Raw genomic sequence first — 17,311 nt, 5'->3', positions numbered from 1 at the left:
CGACGAGCGGAATGTAATGCAATGAGCGATCCTGTGGTCCATCAGGCAATGAGCGCGCAGAGCGGCGCAGAGGCAGGCCTCCTGCCGGTGCAGCCCGAGGCGCTCGGCTGTCATGCCGGCAAAGCCGAGCTCAAGAAGGCGGCGGATGCCGCCGGCAAGAGCGAGGTGCTGGCGCGCTATGCCGCGGATTATCCGGCGGGACCGCACGACCAGCCGCAGAGCATGTGTCCGGCGTTCGGCTCGCTGCGCGTCGGCCTGCGGATGCGGCGCACCGCGACCGTGCTGTCGGGCTCGGCCTGCTGCGTCTACGGCCTGACCTTCACCTCCCACTTCTACGGCGCGCGGCGCAGCGTCGGCTACGTCCCGTTCAACTCGGAGACGCTGGTCACCGGAAAACTGTTCGAGGACATCCGTGAGGCGGTCTTCAAGCTGGCCGATCCCGCCAACTACGACTGCGTCGTCATCATCAATCTCTGCGTCCCCACCGCCTCGGGCGTGCCGCTGCAGATCCTGCCGAAGGAGATCAACGGCGTCCGCGTGATCGGCATCGACGTGCCCGGGTTTGGCGTGCCGACCCATGCCGAGGCCAAGGACGTGCTCGCCGGCGCGATGCTGAGCTACGCACGCCGCGAGGCGGAGCAGGGCCCGGTGCAGGCGCCGCGCGCGCCACGCGGCGATCGGCCGACCATCGCGCTGTTAGGTGAGATGTTTCCCGCCGATCCCGTCGGCATCGGCATGATGCTGGCGCCGCTCGGCCTCGCCGCAGGCCCCACCGTGCCGACGCGCGAATGGCGCGAGCTCTATGGCGCGCTGGATTGCGCGGCGGTGGCGGCGATCCACCCGTTCTATACGGCTTCGATCCGCGAGTTCGAGACGGCGGGCCGTCCGATCATCGGCTCGGCGCCGGTCGGCTGCGATGGCACCGCGGATTGGCTGGAAGCTGTCGGCAAGACCTGCGGCGTCGGGCGCGCGCAGATCGATGCGGCCAAGACCGCGGTGCTGCCGGCAATTCGCGCGGCGCTTGCGGCCACGCCGATCCGCGGCCGCATCACGCTGTCGGGATATGAGGGATCGGAGCTGCTGGTCGGGCGTCTGCTGGCCGAGAGCGGCGCCGATCTGCGCTATGTTGGCACCGCCTGTCCGCGCACGCGCTGGTCGGAGGCCGATTGTGCCTGGCTCGAGAGCCGCGGTGTGCGCGTGCAGTACCGGGCCTCGCTGGAGCAGGATCTCGCGGCGGTCGATGAGTTCGCGCCGGATCTCGCCATCGGCACCACGCCGGTCGTGCAGAAGGCCAAGGCGCGCGCGATCCCGTCGCTCTACTTCACCAATCTGATCTCGGCGCGGCCGCTGTTCGGCGTGTCCGGAGCCGGCTCGCTGGCGCAGGTCGTCAACGCGGCGATCGCAGGCAAGGCGCGCTTCGACGAGATGCGCGACTTCTTCGAAGGTGTCGGCGAGGGCGACAATGCTGGCGTGTGGCAGGGCACACCGGTCGAACGTCCCGAATTCCGCGACAAGTTCCGCAAGGCGGTCGCGGCGCAGGCCAGGAAGCGCACGTCCGAGGAGATGGTGTGATGCTGATCCTCGACCACGATCGCGCCGGCGGCTATTGGGGGGCGGTCTACGCGTTCACCGCGATCAAGGGCCTGCAGGTCATCATCGACGGCCCCGTGGGCTGCGAGAATTTGCCGGTGACCTCGGTGCTGCACTACACCGACGGCCTGCCGCCGCACGAGCTGCCGATCGTCGTGACAGGGCTTGGCGAGGACGAGCTCGGCCAGAAGGGCACCGAGCAGGCGATGAAGCGCGCCCGCGCCGCGCTCGATCCGGATCTGCCGGCGGTGGTCGTCACCGGCTCGATCGCCGAGATGATCGGCGGCGGCGTCACGCCGGAAGGCTCCAACATCAAGCGCTTCCTGCCCCGCACGATCGACGAGGACCAGTGGCAGAGCGCCAACCGCGCGTTGAGCTGGCTGTGGAGCGAATACGGCCTGCGCAAGATCCCGGAGCGCAGGCCTCGCAAGGACGGCGAGAAGCCGCGCGTCAACATCATCGGCCCGATCTACGGCACCTTCAACACGCCGTCGGATGTCGCCGAGATCCGTCGCCTGCTCGAAGGCATCGGCGCCGAGATCAACATGGTGTTTCCGCTCGGCAGCCATCTCGCCGATGTCGGAAAGCTGGTCGATGCCGACGTCAACGTCTGCATGTATCGCGAGTTCGGGCGGCTGTTGTGCGAGACCTTGGAGCGGCCTTATCTGCAGGCGCCGATCGGGCTGCATTCGACGACGAAATTCCTGCGCTCCCTGGGCGAGATGCTCGGCCTCGATCCCGAGCCGTTCATCACCCGGGAGAAGCATACGACGATCAAGCCGCTGTGGGACCTGTGGCGCTCGGTGACGCAGGACTTCTTCGGCACCGCGAGCTTCGGCATCGTCGCGTCCGAGACCTACGCGCGGGGCCTGCGCAATTTCCTGGAGACCGAGCTCGGGCTGCCCTGCAGCTTCGCGATCTCGCGCTGCGCCGGCGCCAAGACCGACAACGACGCCATCCGCAAGGCCATCCATGAGCGGCCGCCGCTGGTGCTGTTCGGCAGCTATAACGAGCGCATGTATGCGGCGGAAGCCGGCAACCGGTCGATCTACATCCCGGCCTCGTTCCCGGGGACGGTGATCCGCCGCCACACCGGCACGCCGTTCATGGGCTACTCCGGCGCGACCTATGTCGTGCAGGAGGTCTGCAACGCGCTGTTCGATGCGCTGTTCAACATCCTGCCGCTCGCCAACCAGCTCGACCAGATCGCGGCGACGCCGGCGCGACTCGAGCGTGAATTGCCGTGGGATGACGGCGCCAAGCTCGCGCTGGATCAGATCATCGAGACGCAGCCGGTGCTGGTGCGGATTTCGGCGGCCAAGCGGCTGCGCGACGCGGCCGAGCGCGGCGCGCGCCAGGCCGGGTTGGACAAGGTGACGGAGGACGTTCTCGCGCATGCGCGGTCGCAGCTCGCAACGGGCCAGGCCGCGTAGGGCACGAGGATAGCGGACAGGGAGAGGACGATGTCGTTATACGAACGCATGGATCGTGACGTCGCACCGAGATCGCGCGAGCGCATCGACTATCTCCTGGTCTACGCGGTGTGCTTCGCCGTGCTGATGGTCGAGGGCGTGCTGCGCCGGATCGGCTCCATCATCACCGGCCACCGGCCCGCGCCGCTCGGCGCGATCGTCGGTGAAGCAAGGATCAAGGCCGCGAACTGCGCGACCTCGTCCTTCATGGGACTTTGAGTTCGAGAGCTATGAGTTCGCTCTCCAAGGCTTGCTAGGAATTCGTGCGGCTCGCCGCATGGATGCCATCCCGGCGACGGGATGGCGCTTCGACGCCGCTCATCTCGGTGAGTGGCATCCGGCCGAAAGGCCAACACCAGGAGGTACCACTATGGTGGACGTACCAAACAAGGGAGGCTCTCTGTCGGGGCTGACCGAAGCGGAGGCGAGGGAATTCCATAGCATCTTCATGACGAGCTTTGTGGTCTTCACGGCGGTTGCGATCGTCGCCCACATTCTCGCCTGGATGTGGCGTCCCTGGCTGCCCGGGCCGACTGGCTACAAGGCGGCGGCGCTGGATGGGGCGACCCATTACGCCAATATCGTGCTCTCCTACCTGACCTGATCGAAAGGAGAAAACTATGTGGCGCTTGTGGTTGTTGTTCGATCCCCGCAGGGTTCTCGTGGCTCTCGGCGTGTTCCTGTTCGGGCTGGCATTGGTGATTCACTTCATCCTGCTCAGCACCAACCGGTTCAACTGGCTGGAGGGACCGCGTGCAGCGAAGACGTCGTCGATCTCCGAGCCGGCGACCCCGCTGAAGCTCAGCTAACAGCTCGACGACCAGAGGGAAGCGGACGTGCGACGGCGGCAGACCCCGTTCGCCCGCTTCCCAAATCCTCTTGTCCACGAATTCACGACACGACGACACGACACGCAGCATATCGAGCGACGGGCAGCGGAGGCAGGACCGATGGCAATGCTCAGCTTTGAACGAAAATACCGCGTCCGCGGCGGCACGTTGATCGGCGGTGACCTCTTCGATTTCTGGGTCGGACCGTTTTATGTCGGCTTCTTCGGCGTGACGACGATCTTCTTCACCTTCGTCGGCGTGGCGCTGATCCTCTACGCCACGGCGCTCGGACCGACGTGGAATCTCTGGCAGATCAGCATCAACCCGCCCGATGCCAAATACGGGCTGTCGTTCGCGCCCCTCACGGAGGGCGGCTTCTGGCAGCTCATCACGGTGTGCGCGCATGGCGCATTCGTCTCCTGGGCGCTGCGGGAGGTCGAGATCTGCCGCAAGCTCGCGATCGGCTATCACGTACCGTTCGCCTTCGGCTTTGCGATCTTCGCCTATTTCACGCTGGAGGTGATCCGTCCGGTGCTGATGGGCTCGTGGAGCTACGCCTTCCCCTACGGCATCATCACCCATCTCGATTGGGTGTCGAACACCGGCTATCAGTTCGGCAACTTCCACTACAACCCCGCGCACATGATCGCGATCACGTTCTTCTTCACGACGTGTCTCGCGCTCGCGCTGCACGGCGGACTGATCCTCTCGGCGAGCAATCCGGGCCGGGGTGAGGAGATGAAGTCGCCGGAGCACGAGAACACGATGTTCCGAGATCTGATCGGCTATTCGGTCGGCACGCTCGGCATCCACCGGGTCGGCCTGTTCCTGGCGTTGTCGGCCGTGTTCTTCAGCGCGGTGTGCATCGTCATCTCCGGTCCCGCCTGGCTGCTGCCGGAAGGCAATGCCTGGTCGGACTGGTGGGAGTGGTGGCGCAGGGTCCCGATCTGGTCGCCGCCGCAATGAGTTCAAGGAGAGGTCACCATGGCCCAATACCAGAACATCTTCACGCAGATCCAAGTTCGCAGTGCGATCTACCCGGGCATCCCGATCGAGCCCGGAATCTGGGAGCGGCTCGGCAAGGGCAGCTTCAACTACTGGTTCGGCAAGGTCGGCGACGCCCAGGTGGGGCCGGTCTATCTCGGCTTCCTTGGCCTCGCCTCGCTGATGTCCGGCTTCGTCGCGATCGAGATCATCGGTCTCAACATGCTGGCGTCGGTGAACTGGAGCCCGCTCGAGTTCATTCGACAGTTCCCGTGGCTGGCGCTGCAGCCGCCGGCGCCGGAATATGGCCTGCAGATCTTCCCGCCGCTGCAGGAGGGCGGCTGGTGGCTGATGGCCGGCTTCTTCCTGACGACGTCGATCCTGCTGTGGTGGGCGCGCACCTATCGCCGCGCCCGGGCGCTCGGCCTCGGCACGCATGTGTCGTGGGCGTTCGCGGCGGCGATCTGGCTCTATCTGGTGCTCGGCTTCATCCGGCCGATCTTCATGGGGAGCTGGAGCGAGGCGGTGCCGTTCGGCATCTTCCCGCATCTCGACTGGACCAACAACTTCTCCATCACCCACGGCAATTTGTTCTACAACCCGTTCCACATGCTCTCGATCGCCTTCCTGTACGGATCGGCGCTGCTGTTCGCGATGCATGGCGCGACGGTGCTCGCGATCAGCCGCTACGGCGGCGAGCGTGAGCTCGAGCAGATCGTCGACCGCGGCACGGCCTTCGAACGCGGTGCGCTGTTCTGGCGCTGGACGATGGGCTTCAATGCCACGGCCGAATCGATCCATCGCTGGGCCTGGTGGTTCGCCGTGCTTTGTCCCTTGACCGGCGGCATCGGTATCCTACTGTCGGGCACCGTCGTCGACAGCTGGTTCGACTGGGGCGTGAAACACGGGCTGGCGCCGCCGCGCTGACTCCTGCAGGTCGAGGCATGTTGGACAGAGTCGAATTGGATCGGATCGAGACGGCCGGACGCAGCGCGCGCCCGGCCAGTCTCTTGCAGGCGATGCGCGAGCGTACCAAGACGCTGCACGTCACCGCGGAGCGGACCGGGATCGTCGCCGAGCTGCTGCGGGGGCGCGGCACGCGGCAGGCCTACGCGTTGTTGTTGCGCAATCTGCTGCCGGTCTACGAGACGCTCGAAGCGGAGCTGCTCCGCCATCAGGGAACGCCGGTGATGGGCCGCATCGTGCGGCCGGAGCTGCATCGCAGTGCTGCGATCAAGCTTGATCTTGCGTGGTTCGACGCGAGCCCTCTGCCGCTGCTGCCCGAGGCCATCGCCTATGTCCGGGTCATCCAGGAAGCGGGAGCCGGCTCCGCCCATCGGCTGCTGGCCCATGCCTATACGCGCTATCTCGGTGATCTCAGCGGCGGCCAGATCATCAAGAAGATTCTCGCGCGTTCGCTCGAGCTACGGCCCGAGGCGACGTCGTTCTACGAATTCCCCGAGATCGCTGATATCCCGCGGTTCAAGGACGACTACCGCGACGTGCTGGAGCAGGCCGGCGCGGCGATGGCGGAGCATGAGACCGTCGTCGAGGAGGCGGCATTGGCGTTCGAGATGAACATCACGCTGTCGCAAGCGCTGCAGGAGGCGGCCGGGCTGAGAACGTGATGTGCGGAGGCCTGATTGATCCTTCGCCATCGGTTTGGTCGAATACGATCGCGTGAGACCCCGCGTCCTCCCCCGGGGGCGGTGGGCTCCGCTCCTCCTTTCCGGCAGGGCAATCGCATATGCCCTTCCAATTCGGCCCAGCCGCAACTTGGATCGCAGAGGCCGACGTCGGGAGATTTTCGAATCCAGATTGGCTCTCCGGAGGCAGGACGGACAAGGCAGTCGAGGTCGCCCGGACGAGAGCTGCGGCCCGCCGTCACTCTTCGCTCTGCGAGCGGTACCACACCAGGTGCTCGAGGATCTCCAGTGTCCGCGTGGTCGAATTGCGGATGCTCTCCAGCATCTCCGGCATGCTGCTGGCCTGTGCTCCGTGCGTCACCTCGAGCGCCGCGAGCTGCGCGTTCTCCACGGTGGAGGCAGCGAGCTCCTTGTAGATCAGGCTTGCGCTCTGATCGAGCCGCAGCGTCGGCCGGCGGGCGCCGTCGATCTCTTCCTGGAAGCGCGCGCGGGCCGCCTCGGCGGTCTTGCGCTCGGTCAAGTCCGAGAAGATCAGCACGAAGCCGAGCACGCGATCATACGGTGCGATCACCGGGTCGGCGCGCACCATCAACGGCCGTTGCGGCGAGGCGCCGCCCGTCAGTGTCAGCTCGCCGCGCCAGCTCCGCTTGTTGCGCATGAGGTCGTCGAGATTGGCGCGGAATTCCGCCGGCGCCGTGCAGTAGCTGCCGAGATCGCGCAGATGCGGGATGTGCGGATGCGGGGCGCGCAGCTGCTGCTCGAACGCTTCGTTCATCAGCAGGATGCGGCCCTCGACATCGGCGATGATGACCGGCTGCTCCGAGCGCAGCACCTGAGCGCTGATCGTGGCGAGCTGGTCCTGCGCGATCACCATGCGGACCGAACGCAGCTGCAGCGCCACGTCGGCGACCGTTTCGCTCACCGCGCGGGCGGAGGCGAGCTCGGCGCTCGACCACGGCTCGGACTTGCCTTCGACCAGCTGATGCCATTTCGCAAACGAGCGCCGCGGCGACAGATCCGACGGATCGTCGCCGATGATGACGGCCTTGAGCGGATCGCCGCCCCAGGTCACCGTCCGGACCTGCTCCGGCCGGAACCACAACAGATACTCGCCCTCGCTCGCCGACAGCGGAGCGGCGATCAAGCCGCTGGCGATCGAGCGGATGTCGGCAAAGGACGGCTCATCGAGCGTCAGCGAGCTGGTCGCCGTCAAGCCCTCGGGGGCTGCTCCCGGAGTGTTGCGCCGGCGATCGAGCCAGGCGGCGAGGTCGCGGATGCGCTGCGTCGACGGGACGTCGCCGGCGGTCGTGACCTGGCCCTCGAACAGCAGCGCCGCGCCGCTGGCACCGAGCGGCTGCAGCAGCGACTGCGAGCCGTCGAACAGCGCGGCCTGCCATTCGCCGTCGCGCGACACCGCTTCGACCAGCCGCTGCTCCAGCCGGCGCACGACCAGCTCGGACTGGCTTTGGGCAAAGCTCTCCAGCGCCGCGATCCGGATCGCGCAGGTCTCGGCCAGCGCCTCGCCTGCCGCGCGAATGTCGAACGGCACGAAGCGCGGCTCATAGTGATGGCAGGCGATCAGTCCCCACAGCCTTCCGCTGACCATCAGCGAGCACACCAGTGTCGCGCCGACACCCATGTTCTGCAGATATTTCTGGTGGATCGGCGACATGCTGCGCAGGCAGCTCAGGGACATGTCGAGATCGCGGCCGTTGAGCGGCGAGATGCGCGGCTGCAGCGGCACCGGCCTGTAGTTGACGTCGACCAGGAGGCGCACCCGGTTGCGCTCGTAGAGCCGGCGCGCGATCTGCGGAATGTCGGACGCCGGATAGCGGTTGCCGAGAAAGGCCTCCAGATCCGGCCGCCGCCGCTCCGACAACACCTCGCCATGGCCATCTTCGTCGAAGCGATAGACCATGACGCGGTCGTAGCCGGCGATCTCCCTGAAGATGGTCGCCGTCTCGTCGCACAGGCCGAGCAGCGATGAGGCCGAGGTGATGCGGTGGAAGGCGCCGTCGAGCGCAGGCGCGATGTTGGTCGTCTTCGTCGCCGGCTCCAGCTCGACGATCAGCCCGCCATTCGAGGGCCGGTGAAGCGTGCAGTCGACCCGGCGCGGCGGCGCCCCGGCGGTGCATCGCAGGGTCATCGGAGCCAGATGGAGCGGGCTGTTGAGATGCGGCAGGATCTGCAGCGCGAGATCGCCGCCAAGATCGCGTAACGGACGTCCGACCACGGAGCCGGTGTTGAGGAAGGCGGCCGCGTTGGTGCTGGCCTGGATGACGATGTTGTCGGGCTCCTTGACCGCCAGGAGAATGCCGTGCGGCTGGATCGAGCCTGCGAGATGAATCTGTTCACGCTCGCAATCCGCAAGAGTAGCGTGGCCGAAGGCCGGCGTTGTCAGCGGAACGGGCAACTATCTCCCCTTTTCGGTTTCCTCGTCGCTTTCTTCGAGCTGGCTCAGATTATACCGATCGAGCTTGGCGTAAAGACTCTGGCGGCTGAGGCCGAGAATTTCGGCAGCCGACGTCCGGTTTCCGTTGGCGAGCTCGAGCGCAGCGCGGACGTAATGCTGCTCGACGACTTCGACCGTGCTCCTCACCAGGTCGCGCAATGGTGTTTTGCCGACCGATTCGTTGATGCCCGCGAGGGCGACCCGCAGATTGTCATGCTCCGCCGTGGGCGACAACCGCCTGGCGATGTTGCGCAACACCAGGCCGATCCGGCGCTGGCCGTCGAGGCCATGGGCGGCGGCCGAGATCTCGACCTCGGTCTCGGTTCCGAGCTCGCCCTGGATCGTGGTCGACAGCAGTCGGACGGCTCCATGGCGCTCGACGTTGGAGATCAGCACCGAAAGGTCGGCGCCGGGGCGCGTCAGCCACCGGCTGAGCTTCTCGCCGATCAGCGCCTCTTTCGATCCGACCTCGACCAGCTCCAGGAAGGCCCGATTGGCGCGCTTGACGGCACCGGTGCCATCGATGCTGATGACGGCATCGGGAAGATTGTCGATCAGCGCCTCGGGATCGTCGGGCAGCGGACCGGGCTGCGCGGCCTTGCCGATCGGCGCCATCTGCAGCAGGAACATCGGGGCGGTGTCGCTGCTCATCAGCGATCCCCGGAGCATCCAGGGGGCGGTGTCCTGGCCGAGGTGAATCACGATGCCCGGCGCCTTGCCCTGGTCGCGGACGCGCCTCAGCATCAGCTCCACCGGCTCGCGATCCTTTTGCGGGATCTCCTGCAGGAACTCGCGGCCCACCAGATTGTCCCGGCGCCGGCTTGAAACGCCGAGCGCGGCTGCCGCCGTCCGATTCGCTTCGACGATGCGCAGATCTGACACCTTCGTCAGCAGCACAGCCTCGTTGGAATCCTCGATGACCAAGCGGTAGCGCGTCTCGATCTCGCGCAGCTTCCAGTAGTCGCGCTCGATGGTCTGCTGGGCCGAGATCAGCCGGGCCTGGAGCTCCGCGACCGCCTGCAGATTCTTGCCGATCGCCAGCATGCCGGCCCGGCCGCCGAGCAGCACGGTCGTGAATTCCATCGGCAGCTCGAGACCGCTCGGGAATCGCTGCGTGATCTGTCGGAACGCGGAAATGCCGGTCCGCCTGGTGTCCTGCATGATGCGCTCGATCTTCTCGCTCGCATCATCGACGATCTCGGACCAGGGACGGCCGAGCCAGATGTCGACATTCTCGGCTGACATGTTCGGCGACAGCGTCGCCTCACGGATCACGCCGTCCATGTCCAGCAGCAATGTCACGTCGGGTCGTGGACCGTGAAACTCGGCCATGGTCTTGGCACCCGTTATCTTGGCACCCTCTTGAGACGCTCGGGGGATCGCGGCCAGTTCATTTGGCGCGCATTTTGAAGGTGTTGCGCCCCATCCCGCTAACGTATTGAGAGTCTTGAGAATGTCGTTAGCCCATGCAGGGCGCTCGCTGTCAAGGCTTATTTCGGAGCATCCAGCTTTCGTTGGTATCCCTGCGCCTATTGCATGTTCGAGCTGCGACTTAATCACTCGGGTGAGAATGACAAGATATCATGACACTGATAAATGTAACGATGAGGTCACATGGGCTAACGGAACGACAAATTGGGAGGATGCACATGCTCAAGGCGGGTTTGGTTGCGGCAGTCGTGGTTGCAACGTCGGGAGGCGCCGCATTGGCGCTGGACGGCGGCGACGCTGCGAAGGGCGAACAGGTCTTCAAGCAGTGCATGACCTGCCATCGGATCGGACCGGAGGCGAAGAACGCGGTCGGTCCCGTGCTCACCGGCGTGGTCGGCCGGCCTACCGGGACCTATCCGGGCTTCGCCTATTCTGAGCTGAACAAGCATGCCGGCGAGGCCGGGCTGGTCTGGACCGAGGACAACATCTTCGCATACCTCCCAGATCCCAACGCCTTCCTGAAGAAGTTCCTCACCGACAAGGGCAAAGCGGATCAGGCCACTGGATCGACCAAGATGGTGTTCAAGCTCGCCAACGAGCAGCAGCGCAAGGACGTCATCGCGTATCTGAAGACATTCTCCGAGAAGAAGTGATCGGTATCTGCCGACCCCTCATCGCCAGCGCTGCCGCAGATCGGCGGCGTTGGCGAGACCCGAGGCCGCCAGACAGCCTGCGAGCCAGAACCAAGGCGCCCCGATCAGCGCGCAGCGCAGCGCCAGCAGCAGGAACACGCCGGCGAGCAGGTTGGGCAGCAGTCCAAGCGGGCTGATGCCGCGGCGGTGCCGCTGCCAGATCCACGCCACGGCGGCGAACTCCACGGCGACCACCGCGAGGATCAGGTCGACCAGATGCGGGCTGCGAAACAGCTCACCCATTGCGCGAGCCGCTAGGCGGCCCTCGCGAGTCCGGTGAGGTGCGCGATGTTCTTGAAGAAGATCCGCACATGCGACAGCGGTTTCGCCTTCACCAGTTCCTTGTTCATGTAGGCGTCCCAGGTCAGCTGCTGGACGTCCTTGTCACGGCAGATCGCGACGAAGCGCTCGCGGCGGGCGTCGTTCGTGTACCAGTAGCGCTGCATCATGCCGAGGATGAAGAACACGGCGCCATGCTTGCGCATGAAGGATTTGCGGGCGGTGGCCAGGGCGGCTGCGTCGCCGGTCTTGAGGAACAGGGCAACGGCGTCGGCGGCCGCGCGGCCGCCGGCCATTGCGTAGTAGATGCCTTCACCGGAGGCCGGGGCCACCACGCCCGACGCATCGCCGGCCAGCACGACGTCGCGGCCATTGTCCCACCGCGACAGCGGCTTCAGCGGGATCGGCGCGCCTTCGCGGCGGACGGTTTCGAGATCGTCGAGCGCGGCGGCCTTGCGGAATTCGGCGACTGAGCCCCGCAGCGAAAAGCCCTTATGCGCGCTGCCGGTGCCGATGCTGGTGGTCGGTCCGTGCGGAAACACCCAGCTGTAGAAGTCCGGCGACAGCCGGCCGCGATAGACGACATCGCACCGCGCGGCATCGAACACCGGATGGCTAAGGTCCGGCGAGCGGATGATCTCGTGATACGCGAACACGTAGCGCATCTCGCTGGCTTCGGGGATGCACTGGCGCGCCACGGCCGAGACCGCCCCGTCGGCGCCGATCACGGCGCGCGTCCGCACGCTGTCCTCGCGCACGCTGCCGTCGTCCATGCGCCTGACATAGTGCACCACCGACTTGCCGTCGTCGTCGCGCGCGATATGGCTGAAGGTCCCGGTGCGGCGGATCGCGCCGTTTGCGGCGGCGCGCGCGCGCAGCCATTTGTCGAAATGTTCGCGATCGACCATGCCGACGAAGCCGCCATCGATCGGCATGTCGACGTCCCGGTTGCTCGGCGACACCATGCGGGCGGAGGAGATGCGCGCCACCAGGAGTTGGTCGGGGATCTCGAACTCGGCGATCAGCCGCGGCGGAATCGCACCGCCGCAGGGCTTGATGCGGCCGGCCTTGTCGAGCAGCAGCACACGCTGGCCCTTGCGGGCGAGATCATTGGCGGCGGTCGCGCCGGCGGGGCCGCCGCCGATGACCACGACGTCGAAGGTTTCCGGGCTGGAAGAGGAAGTCATCGCTCAGGCTCCGATGTTGGCCGGCTGTGGCGCAAGGCTCGGTTGAGCTTCGCGTGGGCTCTTGATCCAGATTGCGAGCCAGGCGGCGAAGACGAACAGTGCGGCCTCGGCGGCGAACACCGCCGCATAGGCCGAGGCGGTGGTGGGCATGAAATGGCGCGCGGCGTCCGCCGCGGCGGTGCCGACGAAGCCGCCGATGCCGAACGAGATCGCCTGCGAGGCGCCCCATAGGCCCATCCGCGTGCCCTCGCGGTTGTCGCGTCCTTCGCTGACCATGTTCATCATCGCGCCGATCGCCGCGATCGCGTAGACGCCGTTGGTGACGCCGAGCAAGAGCACGGAGGCGCGCAGCGGCCACGCCGGGCCGACGGTCGCGGCTGCGACGAGGCTGAGCAGCGCCAGCGCCGAGGCGAGGCAGCCGCCGATGATCCAGGGTTGCGGCCGCGTCCGCCAGTCGGCACGCAGGCTCGCCATCGCCGGCATCAGGATCATGCCGATCAGCGCACCCATGTGCTGGACCGAGGACAGCTGCGTGGTCTGGCCCGGCGTCATGCCGAACACGCTGCCGGCGAACGGCTCCAGGATGAGGTCCTGGGCGCTGTAGGCCAGCATCGACACGAAGATGAAGATGGCGAAGCGCCGCGCCTGCGGCTCCCGGCAGATCTCGCGGAAATCCTCCATGAAGCCGCCGCGCTCGGTGGTGGCCGATGTCGGCGTCACGGAGATCTCCGGCTGCTCGATGCCCCAGACGCCGAGCAGGGTCAGAACTATGGCGACCGCCGAGACCGTGCCCGACACCAGCATCAGCCGCTCGCCGGAGAACGGATCGAGCGCCTTGCCGGCCACCGCCGTGGTGACGATGAAGCCTGCGATCATCATGATCCAGGCGATCGAGGCGGCGGCGCTGCGCCGCTCTGGCGCGGTACGCTTGGCGAGCAGCACCAAGAGCGACGTGCCGGCGGCGCCGACGCCGATGCCGATCATGATGAACGCGATCACGGCGAGCGTCAGGCCGAGGGCGAGGTGGGTCGCCATCAGCGCAGTGGCCGCTGCGGCCAGCAGGCCGCCAGCCGCGAGCACGGCCATGCCGCCGACGATCCAGGCGAAACGACGCCCGCCGACATCGGAGCCGTGGCCGAGCCAGGGCCTGAGCACCTGCATCGCATAGTGGATCGCGACCAGCAGGCCGGGGATCATCGCCGGCAGCGCCAGTTCGATGACCATGACGCGGTTGAGCGTCGAAGTCGTCAGCACCACGACCGCGCCGAGCGCGGTCTGCACCAGGCCGAGCCTGACGATGCCGAACCAGGACAGAGGAGCGGACGCAGCGCTGCTCATGCCGACAACCCCGCCAGCGCGAACGCCGTGACCAGCATGCCCAGCACGTAGAGCAGCACGCCCGTGCCGTTGTACCAGGGCGCGAGCTCGCGCGGGTTCGTCATCAGCCGCCGCATCAGCACCAGCTGGGCCGCGATCAGCGCTGCGACGATCGCGGCATGGGCCGGTCGGCTCCAGACGACCAGCAGCACGAGCACCGCGACCTGCGCCAGCGCCATCGTGATGCAGGCGAGGCGCGCGGCGCGCTCGGGCCCGAGCAGCACAGGCAGCGAGTTGACGCCGCTGACGCGATCGCCATTGATCGACTTGAAGTCGTTCAGGGTCATGATGCCGTGCGCGCCGGCGCTGTACAACAGGGCGATCGAAAGCACCGGCCACGACGGCGCCTGCGCGCTCATGATCGCCGCCGCCGTGATCCAGGGCAGCCCTTCGTAGCAGAGGCCGACAGCGCTGTTGCCCCACCAGCCGTTCTGCTTCAGGCGGATCGGCGGCGCGCTGTAGGCCCAGGCGAGCGCAAGGCCGAGCGCTGCCGCGGCAAAGCCCCAGGTGCCGAGCAGGGTGGCGACGCCGAGCGACAGCACCGTCCAGATCAGCGCGATATAAAGGCCCCAGCGTCCGGGAATGCGGCCCGACGGGATCGGGCGGTCCGGTTCGTTGAGCGCATCGACATGACGGTCGAACCAGTCGTTGACGGCCTGGCTGGTGGCGCACACCATCGGCCCGGCGAGCACGAGGCCCGCGATCACGATCGGCCAGCGCGTCGTCAGCGGCGCGCCTGACGACACCACACCGCAGCCGAACGCCCAGATCGGCGGAAACCAGGTGATCGGCTTCAACAGCTCGAGAACGGCCGAGGGCTGAAGCCTTGAAGGAATCCTTGGAGCGATCGGGACGGGCGCGATCTCGGTCATTGCAACTGTTCCACCTATTCCAACTGGCTGTCTTCTTCGCTCGGCTCGGCAAGGCCATAGCGCCGCAGCTTGACGTAGAGGCTCTGTCGGCTGAGGCCGAGCATTTCGGCCGCGGTCGCGCGGTTGTCGCCGGTCAGCTTGAGCGCCGTCTCGATGCACATCCGCTCGATCACGTCGGTGGTCTCGCGCACCAGCTCCTTGAGCGGCACGCGGCCGATCAGCTCGGCGAGCTGCTCACGGGAGCGTGGAATATAGCCGTGGTCGCCGCCGTCGCCGGAGATGCGCGGGCCGACATTGCGGATGGTGAAGCCGAGCCGGGTCTGGCCGGGCGCCCCGACCGTGCTGGCGGAGATCTCGACATCGACCGGCGAGCCGTGCTCGCCGCGGACGACGCTGGAGAACAGCTTCACGCTGCCATGCTGGCGCAGATTGGTCAGCATGACCGAGAAATCGATCGCCGACTTGCCGATCCAGCGGTCGATCGTCTCGCCCATGATCTGGTGCATGTTCTCGATCTGGGCAAGCTGGAGGAAGGTGGCGTTGGCGTGCAGCAGGCGGCCGTCCATGTCGGTGATGACGAAGCCGTCGGGCGCCGATTCGACGAACTGCACGAGCTGGGTGTTGACGTCGGACGTCCTGGGGAGCGCAGGCTGCGACGTCTGCGGCGAGAACCGCAGCAGGAACAGCGACGAGTTGTCCTGCCGGAAGAAGGTGCCGTCGAGCAGATAGTCGCGGCCACCGTCGAGCCGGATCTTGGCGCGTTCGATCTTGCCCTGCGAGCGGATCGCCAGCGACAGGGATTGCGACATCGCCATGTCGTCGAGCAGCAGCACGTCGGGAAACAGCTTGCCGATCAGATTGGCGGCGCCATGGTCGAGCAGGGCGGCCGCGGCCGGATTGGCCTCGACGATGCGATGGCTCACCGCATCGACGATCAGCACCGGCTCGGCCGTGATCTGAAACAGGATCCGGTAGCGCGATTCGGCGTTGCGCATGCGCGAGTAGTCGCGCTCGATGGCAACTTGCGCCTCGATCAGCTTCTGCTGGAGCGCGGCGGTGGCGCGCACGTCGCGGCCGACCGCGATGAAGCGCGCCGCGCCCTTGATCGCCACCACCGCGAACAGGATCGGGATGTCCGGTCCGCGCGCGGCCGGATAACGCACCTCGCGCCAGCGCGACACCTTGCGCTGGGAGGCTTCGGCGAGCAGCAGCTCTGGCTTGGTCTGGCTTTCCTCGGACACTGTTGCTTGCCAGGATCGGCCGATCCACGCGTCTGTGTTTCTCAATTCAAGCGGCAGGCCGGCTTGTTGAAAAGCCAGGTCCTGAATGTTGCCGTCGGCGTCGAGCGCGAGCGCAATGTCGGACGCTGCGGCCACCAGCATGCCCGCAACATCCGCATTGAGGTCGCCAAGCGACTCTTTCGGAGCTCTGAACGCCCTCACCAACGCCGTTGTCCTCCCAGTCAAGGAGCCTTCGCGCGGCAAGTCTCGTTCCAGCATTCATCTTCACTGCACCCTCAGCTATTGCCGTTCGGTCAGAAGACTCACGACGTGCCGGGCTTGCGAAGCCTCTCTGCTCGGATCGGAGACGACACCGTCGCCGCCGACCAGGAGAACGAGTTCAGGCCGTTCAATAAAAGCAGGACCGCAGACCAGCACGCCGACATCCTGGTTGGAGGACTCGCGCCGGACCATCCTTATGTTCGAGGCAAGATCGTCAAGCTTCTTGTCGCTGTTGGCGAAGAACTCGACGACGTTGAACCACTGCGAGCGAAGCGTCTCGACGAAGCCGCGATCGGCCGTGTCCGGCTCGATCCAGGTCTCGAAGCCGTCGCGACGGAAGAACTCGCCGGCCAGCACGAGACCGAACATCATGTGGCCCAGCTCGCGCCTGTCGCCCGGCGCCGTGGTCAGCAGCACGCGCAGCCCCGCGGGCGCGACCGAGAGCTCGGCGCAGAAGGCCGAGCTGAAATGCCGCAGCAGCTGCTGCAGCCGCCACAGCGCGAGCGTGACGTCGGCGAAGTCGCGCTCGTCGTCGGCCCACAGATGGCGCAGATGGTTCGCGGTGGGGACCAGGAGATCGAGATAGATGCGTTCCAGGGTCTCGCCGTGATCGCGATGCGCCTGGATGCAGGCCACCGCGCCAACATCGTCCGCATCCAGCACGAGTTCGGCGAAATCGGCCGCCTCCTGCGCCGAGGCCGTGATGATTGCCGGGACGCGTTCGAGCGCGGAGGCATGGGCCATCACGAGCCGCGGAATGATCTCGGCTTCGATCGCGTCGTTGAGTTGGGGGTGACGTGTGTTGCGCAGCGGCGCGATGATGCGCGGCGATGCAGGCGCATGAAAGCCGGGCTGCCCACGCTTCGTCCGAAAGCGGGCTCGCGGAAATCGGGCTGTCTCATTGAGCTCGGTCATAAGCGCCTCCCCTCCATATGAGCGCACGTCACTCGTTGCGTCAATATTATTTGACGTCAATTTTGATTGACACTCTTCCTGC

General features: G+C 66.4%; 17 protein-coding genes. 9 read left to right on the top strand and 8 right to left on the bottom strand.

Annotated elements, in window-relative coordinates:
• The first annotated feature begins 21 nt into the window (after positions 1-21).
• The 8 genes from bchY (at position 22) to QW861_RS14160 (ending at position 6,504) form a co-directional block, all read left to right on the top strand.
• Positions 22-1,572: a chlorophyllide a reductase subunit Y gene (bchY, locus tag QW861_RS14195; RefSeq protein ID WP_316193188.1), complete on the top strand. Its 1,551-nt coding sequence runs from the start codon at positions 22-24 to the stop codon at positions 1,570-1,572.
• Complete coding sequence (gene bchZ, locus QW861_RS14190; RefSeq protein ID WP_316193187.1) at positions 1,572-3,023, top strand: chlorophyllide a reductase subunit Z; 1,452 nt, start codon at positions 1,572-1,574, stop codon at positions 3,021-3,023. The genes bchY and bchZ overlap by 1 nt, the downstream gene beginning before the upstream one ends.
• Positions 3,024-3,053: 30 nt before the next feature.
• Complete coding sequence (locus tag QW861_RS14185) at positions 3,054-3,281, top strand: hypothetical protein (protein ID WP_315714304.1); 228 nt, start codon at positions 3,054-3,056, stop codon at positions 3,279-3,281.
• 151 nt (positions 3,282-3,432) lie between these two features.
• Entirely contained in the window at positions 3,433-3,666 is a 234-nt protein-coding gene (gene pufB / locus QW861_RS14180) for a light-harvesting antenna LH1, beta subunit (RefSeq protein WP_315714305.1), read from the top strand.
• Between the two features lie 16 nt (positions 3,667-3,682).
• Positions 3,683-3,871, top strand: coding sequence for a light-harvesting antenna LH1, alpha subunit (gene pufA / locus QW861_RS14175; RefSeq protein ID WP_315714306.1), 189 nt, complete (start codon positions 3,683-3,685; stop codon positions 3,869-3,871).
• 141 nt (positions 3,872-4,012) lie between these two features.
• Entirely contained in the window at positions 4,013-4,858 is an 846-nt protein-coding gene (gene pufL, locus QW861_RS14170; RefSeq protein WP_315810497.1) for a photosynthetic reaction center subunit L, read from the top strand.
• An 18-nt stretch (positions 4,859-4,876) separates the two neighbouring features.
• Entirely contained in the window at positions 4,877-5,803 is a 927-nt protein-coding gene (pufM, locus tag QW861_RS14165; protein WP_315750173.1) for a photosynthetic reaction center subunit M, read from the top strand.
• Between the two features lie 17 nt (positions 5,804-5,820).
• Complete coding sequence (locus QW861_RS14160; protein WP_316193186.1) at positions 5,821-6,504, top strand: biliverdin-producing heme oxygenase; 684 nt, start codon at positions 5,821-5,823, stop codon at positions 6,502-6,504.
• Positions 6,505-6,760: 256 nt separating this feature from the next.
• Here the strand turns inward: QW861_RS14160 and QW861_RS14155 are convergent, their stop codons facing one another.
• Together QW861_RS14155 and ppsR (QW861_RS14150) are read right to left on the bottom strand one after the other, a co-directional pair.
• Positions 6,761-8,935, bottom strand: a complete 2,175-nt coding sequence (locus QW861_RS14155) for a GAF domain-containing protein (protein ID WP_316193185.1) — start codon at positions 8,933-8,935, stop codon at positions 6,761-6,763.
• On the bottom strand, positions 8,936-10,306 hold the full coding sequence (gene ppsR / locus QW861_RS14150) for a transcriptional regulator PpsR (protein ID WP_315714311.1): 1,371 nt from the start codon (positions 10,304-10,306) through the stop codon (positions 8,936-8,938).
• Positions 10,307-10,623: 317 nt separating this feature from the next.
• Here ppsR (QW861_RS14150) and QW861_RS14145 point away from each other — a divergent pair, with 317 nt between their 5' ends.
• Positions 10,624-11,058: a c-type cytochrome gene (locus QW861_RS14145; protein ID WP_315714312.1), complete on the top strand. Its 435-nt coding sequence runs from the start codon at positions 10,624-10,626 to the stop codon at positions 11,056-11,058.
• Positions 11,059-11,076: 18 nt separating this feature from the next.
• On the opposite strand, the gene QW861_RS14140 is transcribed toward QW861_RS14145, so the two are convergent.
• From QW861_RS14140 to QW861_RS14115, 6 genes are all read right to left on the bottom strand, one after another.
• Positions 11,077-11,340: a hypothetical protein gene (locus QW861_RS14140; RefSeq protein WP_315714313.1), complete on the bottom strand. Its 264-nt coding sequence runs from the start codon at positions 11,338-11,340 to the stop codon at positions 11,077-11,079.
• 11 nt (positions 11,341-11,351) lie between these two features.
• Entirely contained in the window at positions 11,352-12,563 is a 1,212-nt protein-coding gene (locus tag QW861_RS14135; protein WP_315714314.1) for a geranylgeranyl diphosphate reductase, read from the bottom strand.
• Between the two features lie 3 nt (positions 12,564-12,566).
• Entirely contained in the window at positions 12,567-13,901 is a 1,335-nt protein-coding gene (locus QW861_RS14130; RefSeq protein ID WP_316193184.1) for a BCD family MFS transporter, read from the bottom strand.
• Positions 13,898-14,812 carry a chlorophyll synthase ChlG gene (gene chlG, locus QW861_RS14125; RefSeq protein ID WP_316193183.1) on the bottom strand — a complete coding sequence of 305 codons (915 nt, stop codon included), beginning with the start codon at positions 14,810-14,812 and terminating at the stop codon, positions 13,898-13,900. Before chlG ends, QW861_RS14130 begins: the two co-directional genes overlap by 4 nt.
• Before the next feature lie 14 nt (positions 14,813-14,826).
• Entirely contained in the window at positions 14,827-16,194 is a 1,368-nt protein-coding gene (gene ppsR / locus QW861_RS14120; RefSeq protein ID WP_316193182.1) for a transcriptional regulator PpsR, read from the bottom strand.
• A gap of 138 nt (positions 16,195-16,332) precedes the next feature.
• Positions 16,333-17,229: a B12-binding domain-containing protein gene (locus QW861_RS14115; RefSeq protein ID WP_316193181.1), complete on the bottom strand. Its 897-nt coding sequence runs from the start codon at positions 17,227-17,229 to the stop codon at positions 16,333-16,335.
• Positions 17,230-17,311 lie beyond the last annotated feature (82 nt).

It is taken from the genome of Bradyrhizobium sp. SZCCHNRI1029, assembly GCF_032487555.1.
In the GTDB taxonomy this organism is placed as follows: Bacteria; Pseudomonadota; Alphaproteobacteria; order Rhizobiales; family Xanthobacteraceae; genus Bradyrhizobium.
Note: the sequence above shows the minus strand (reverse complement) of the source record. Positions and strands in the feature narration are given on the sequence as shown.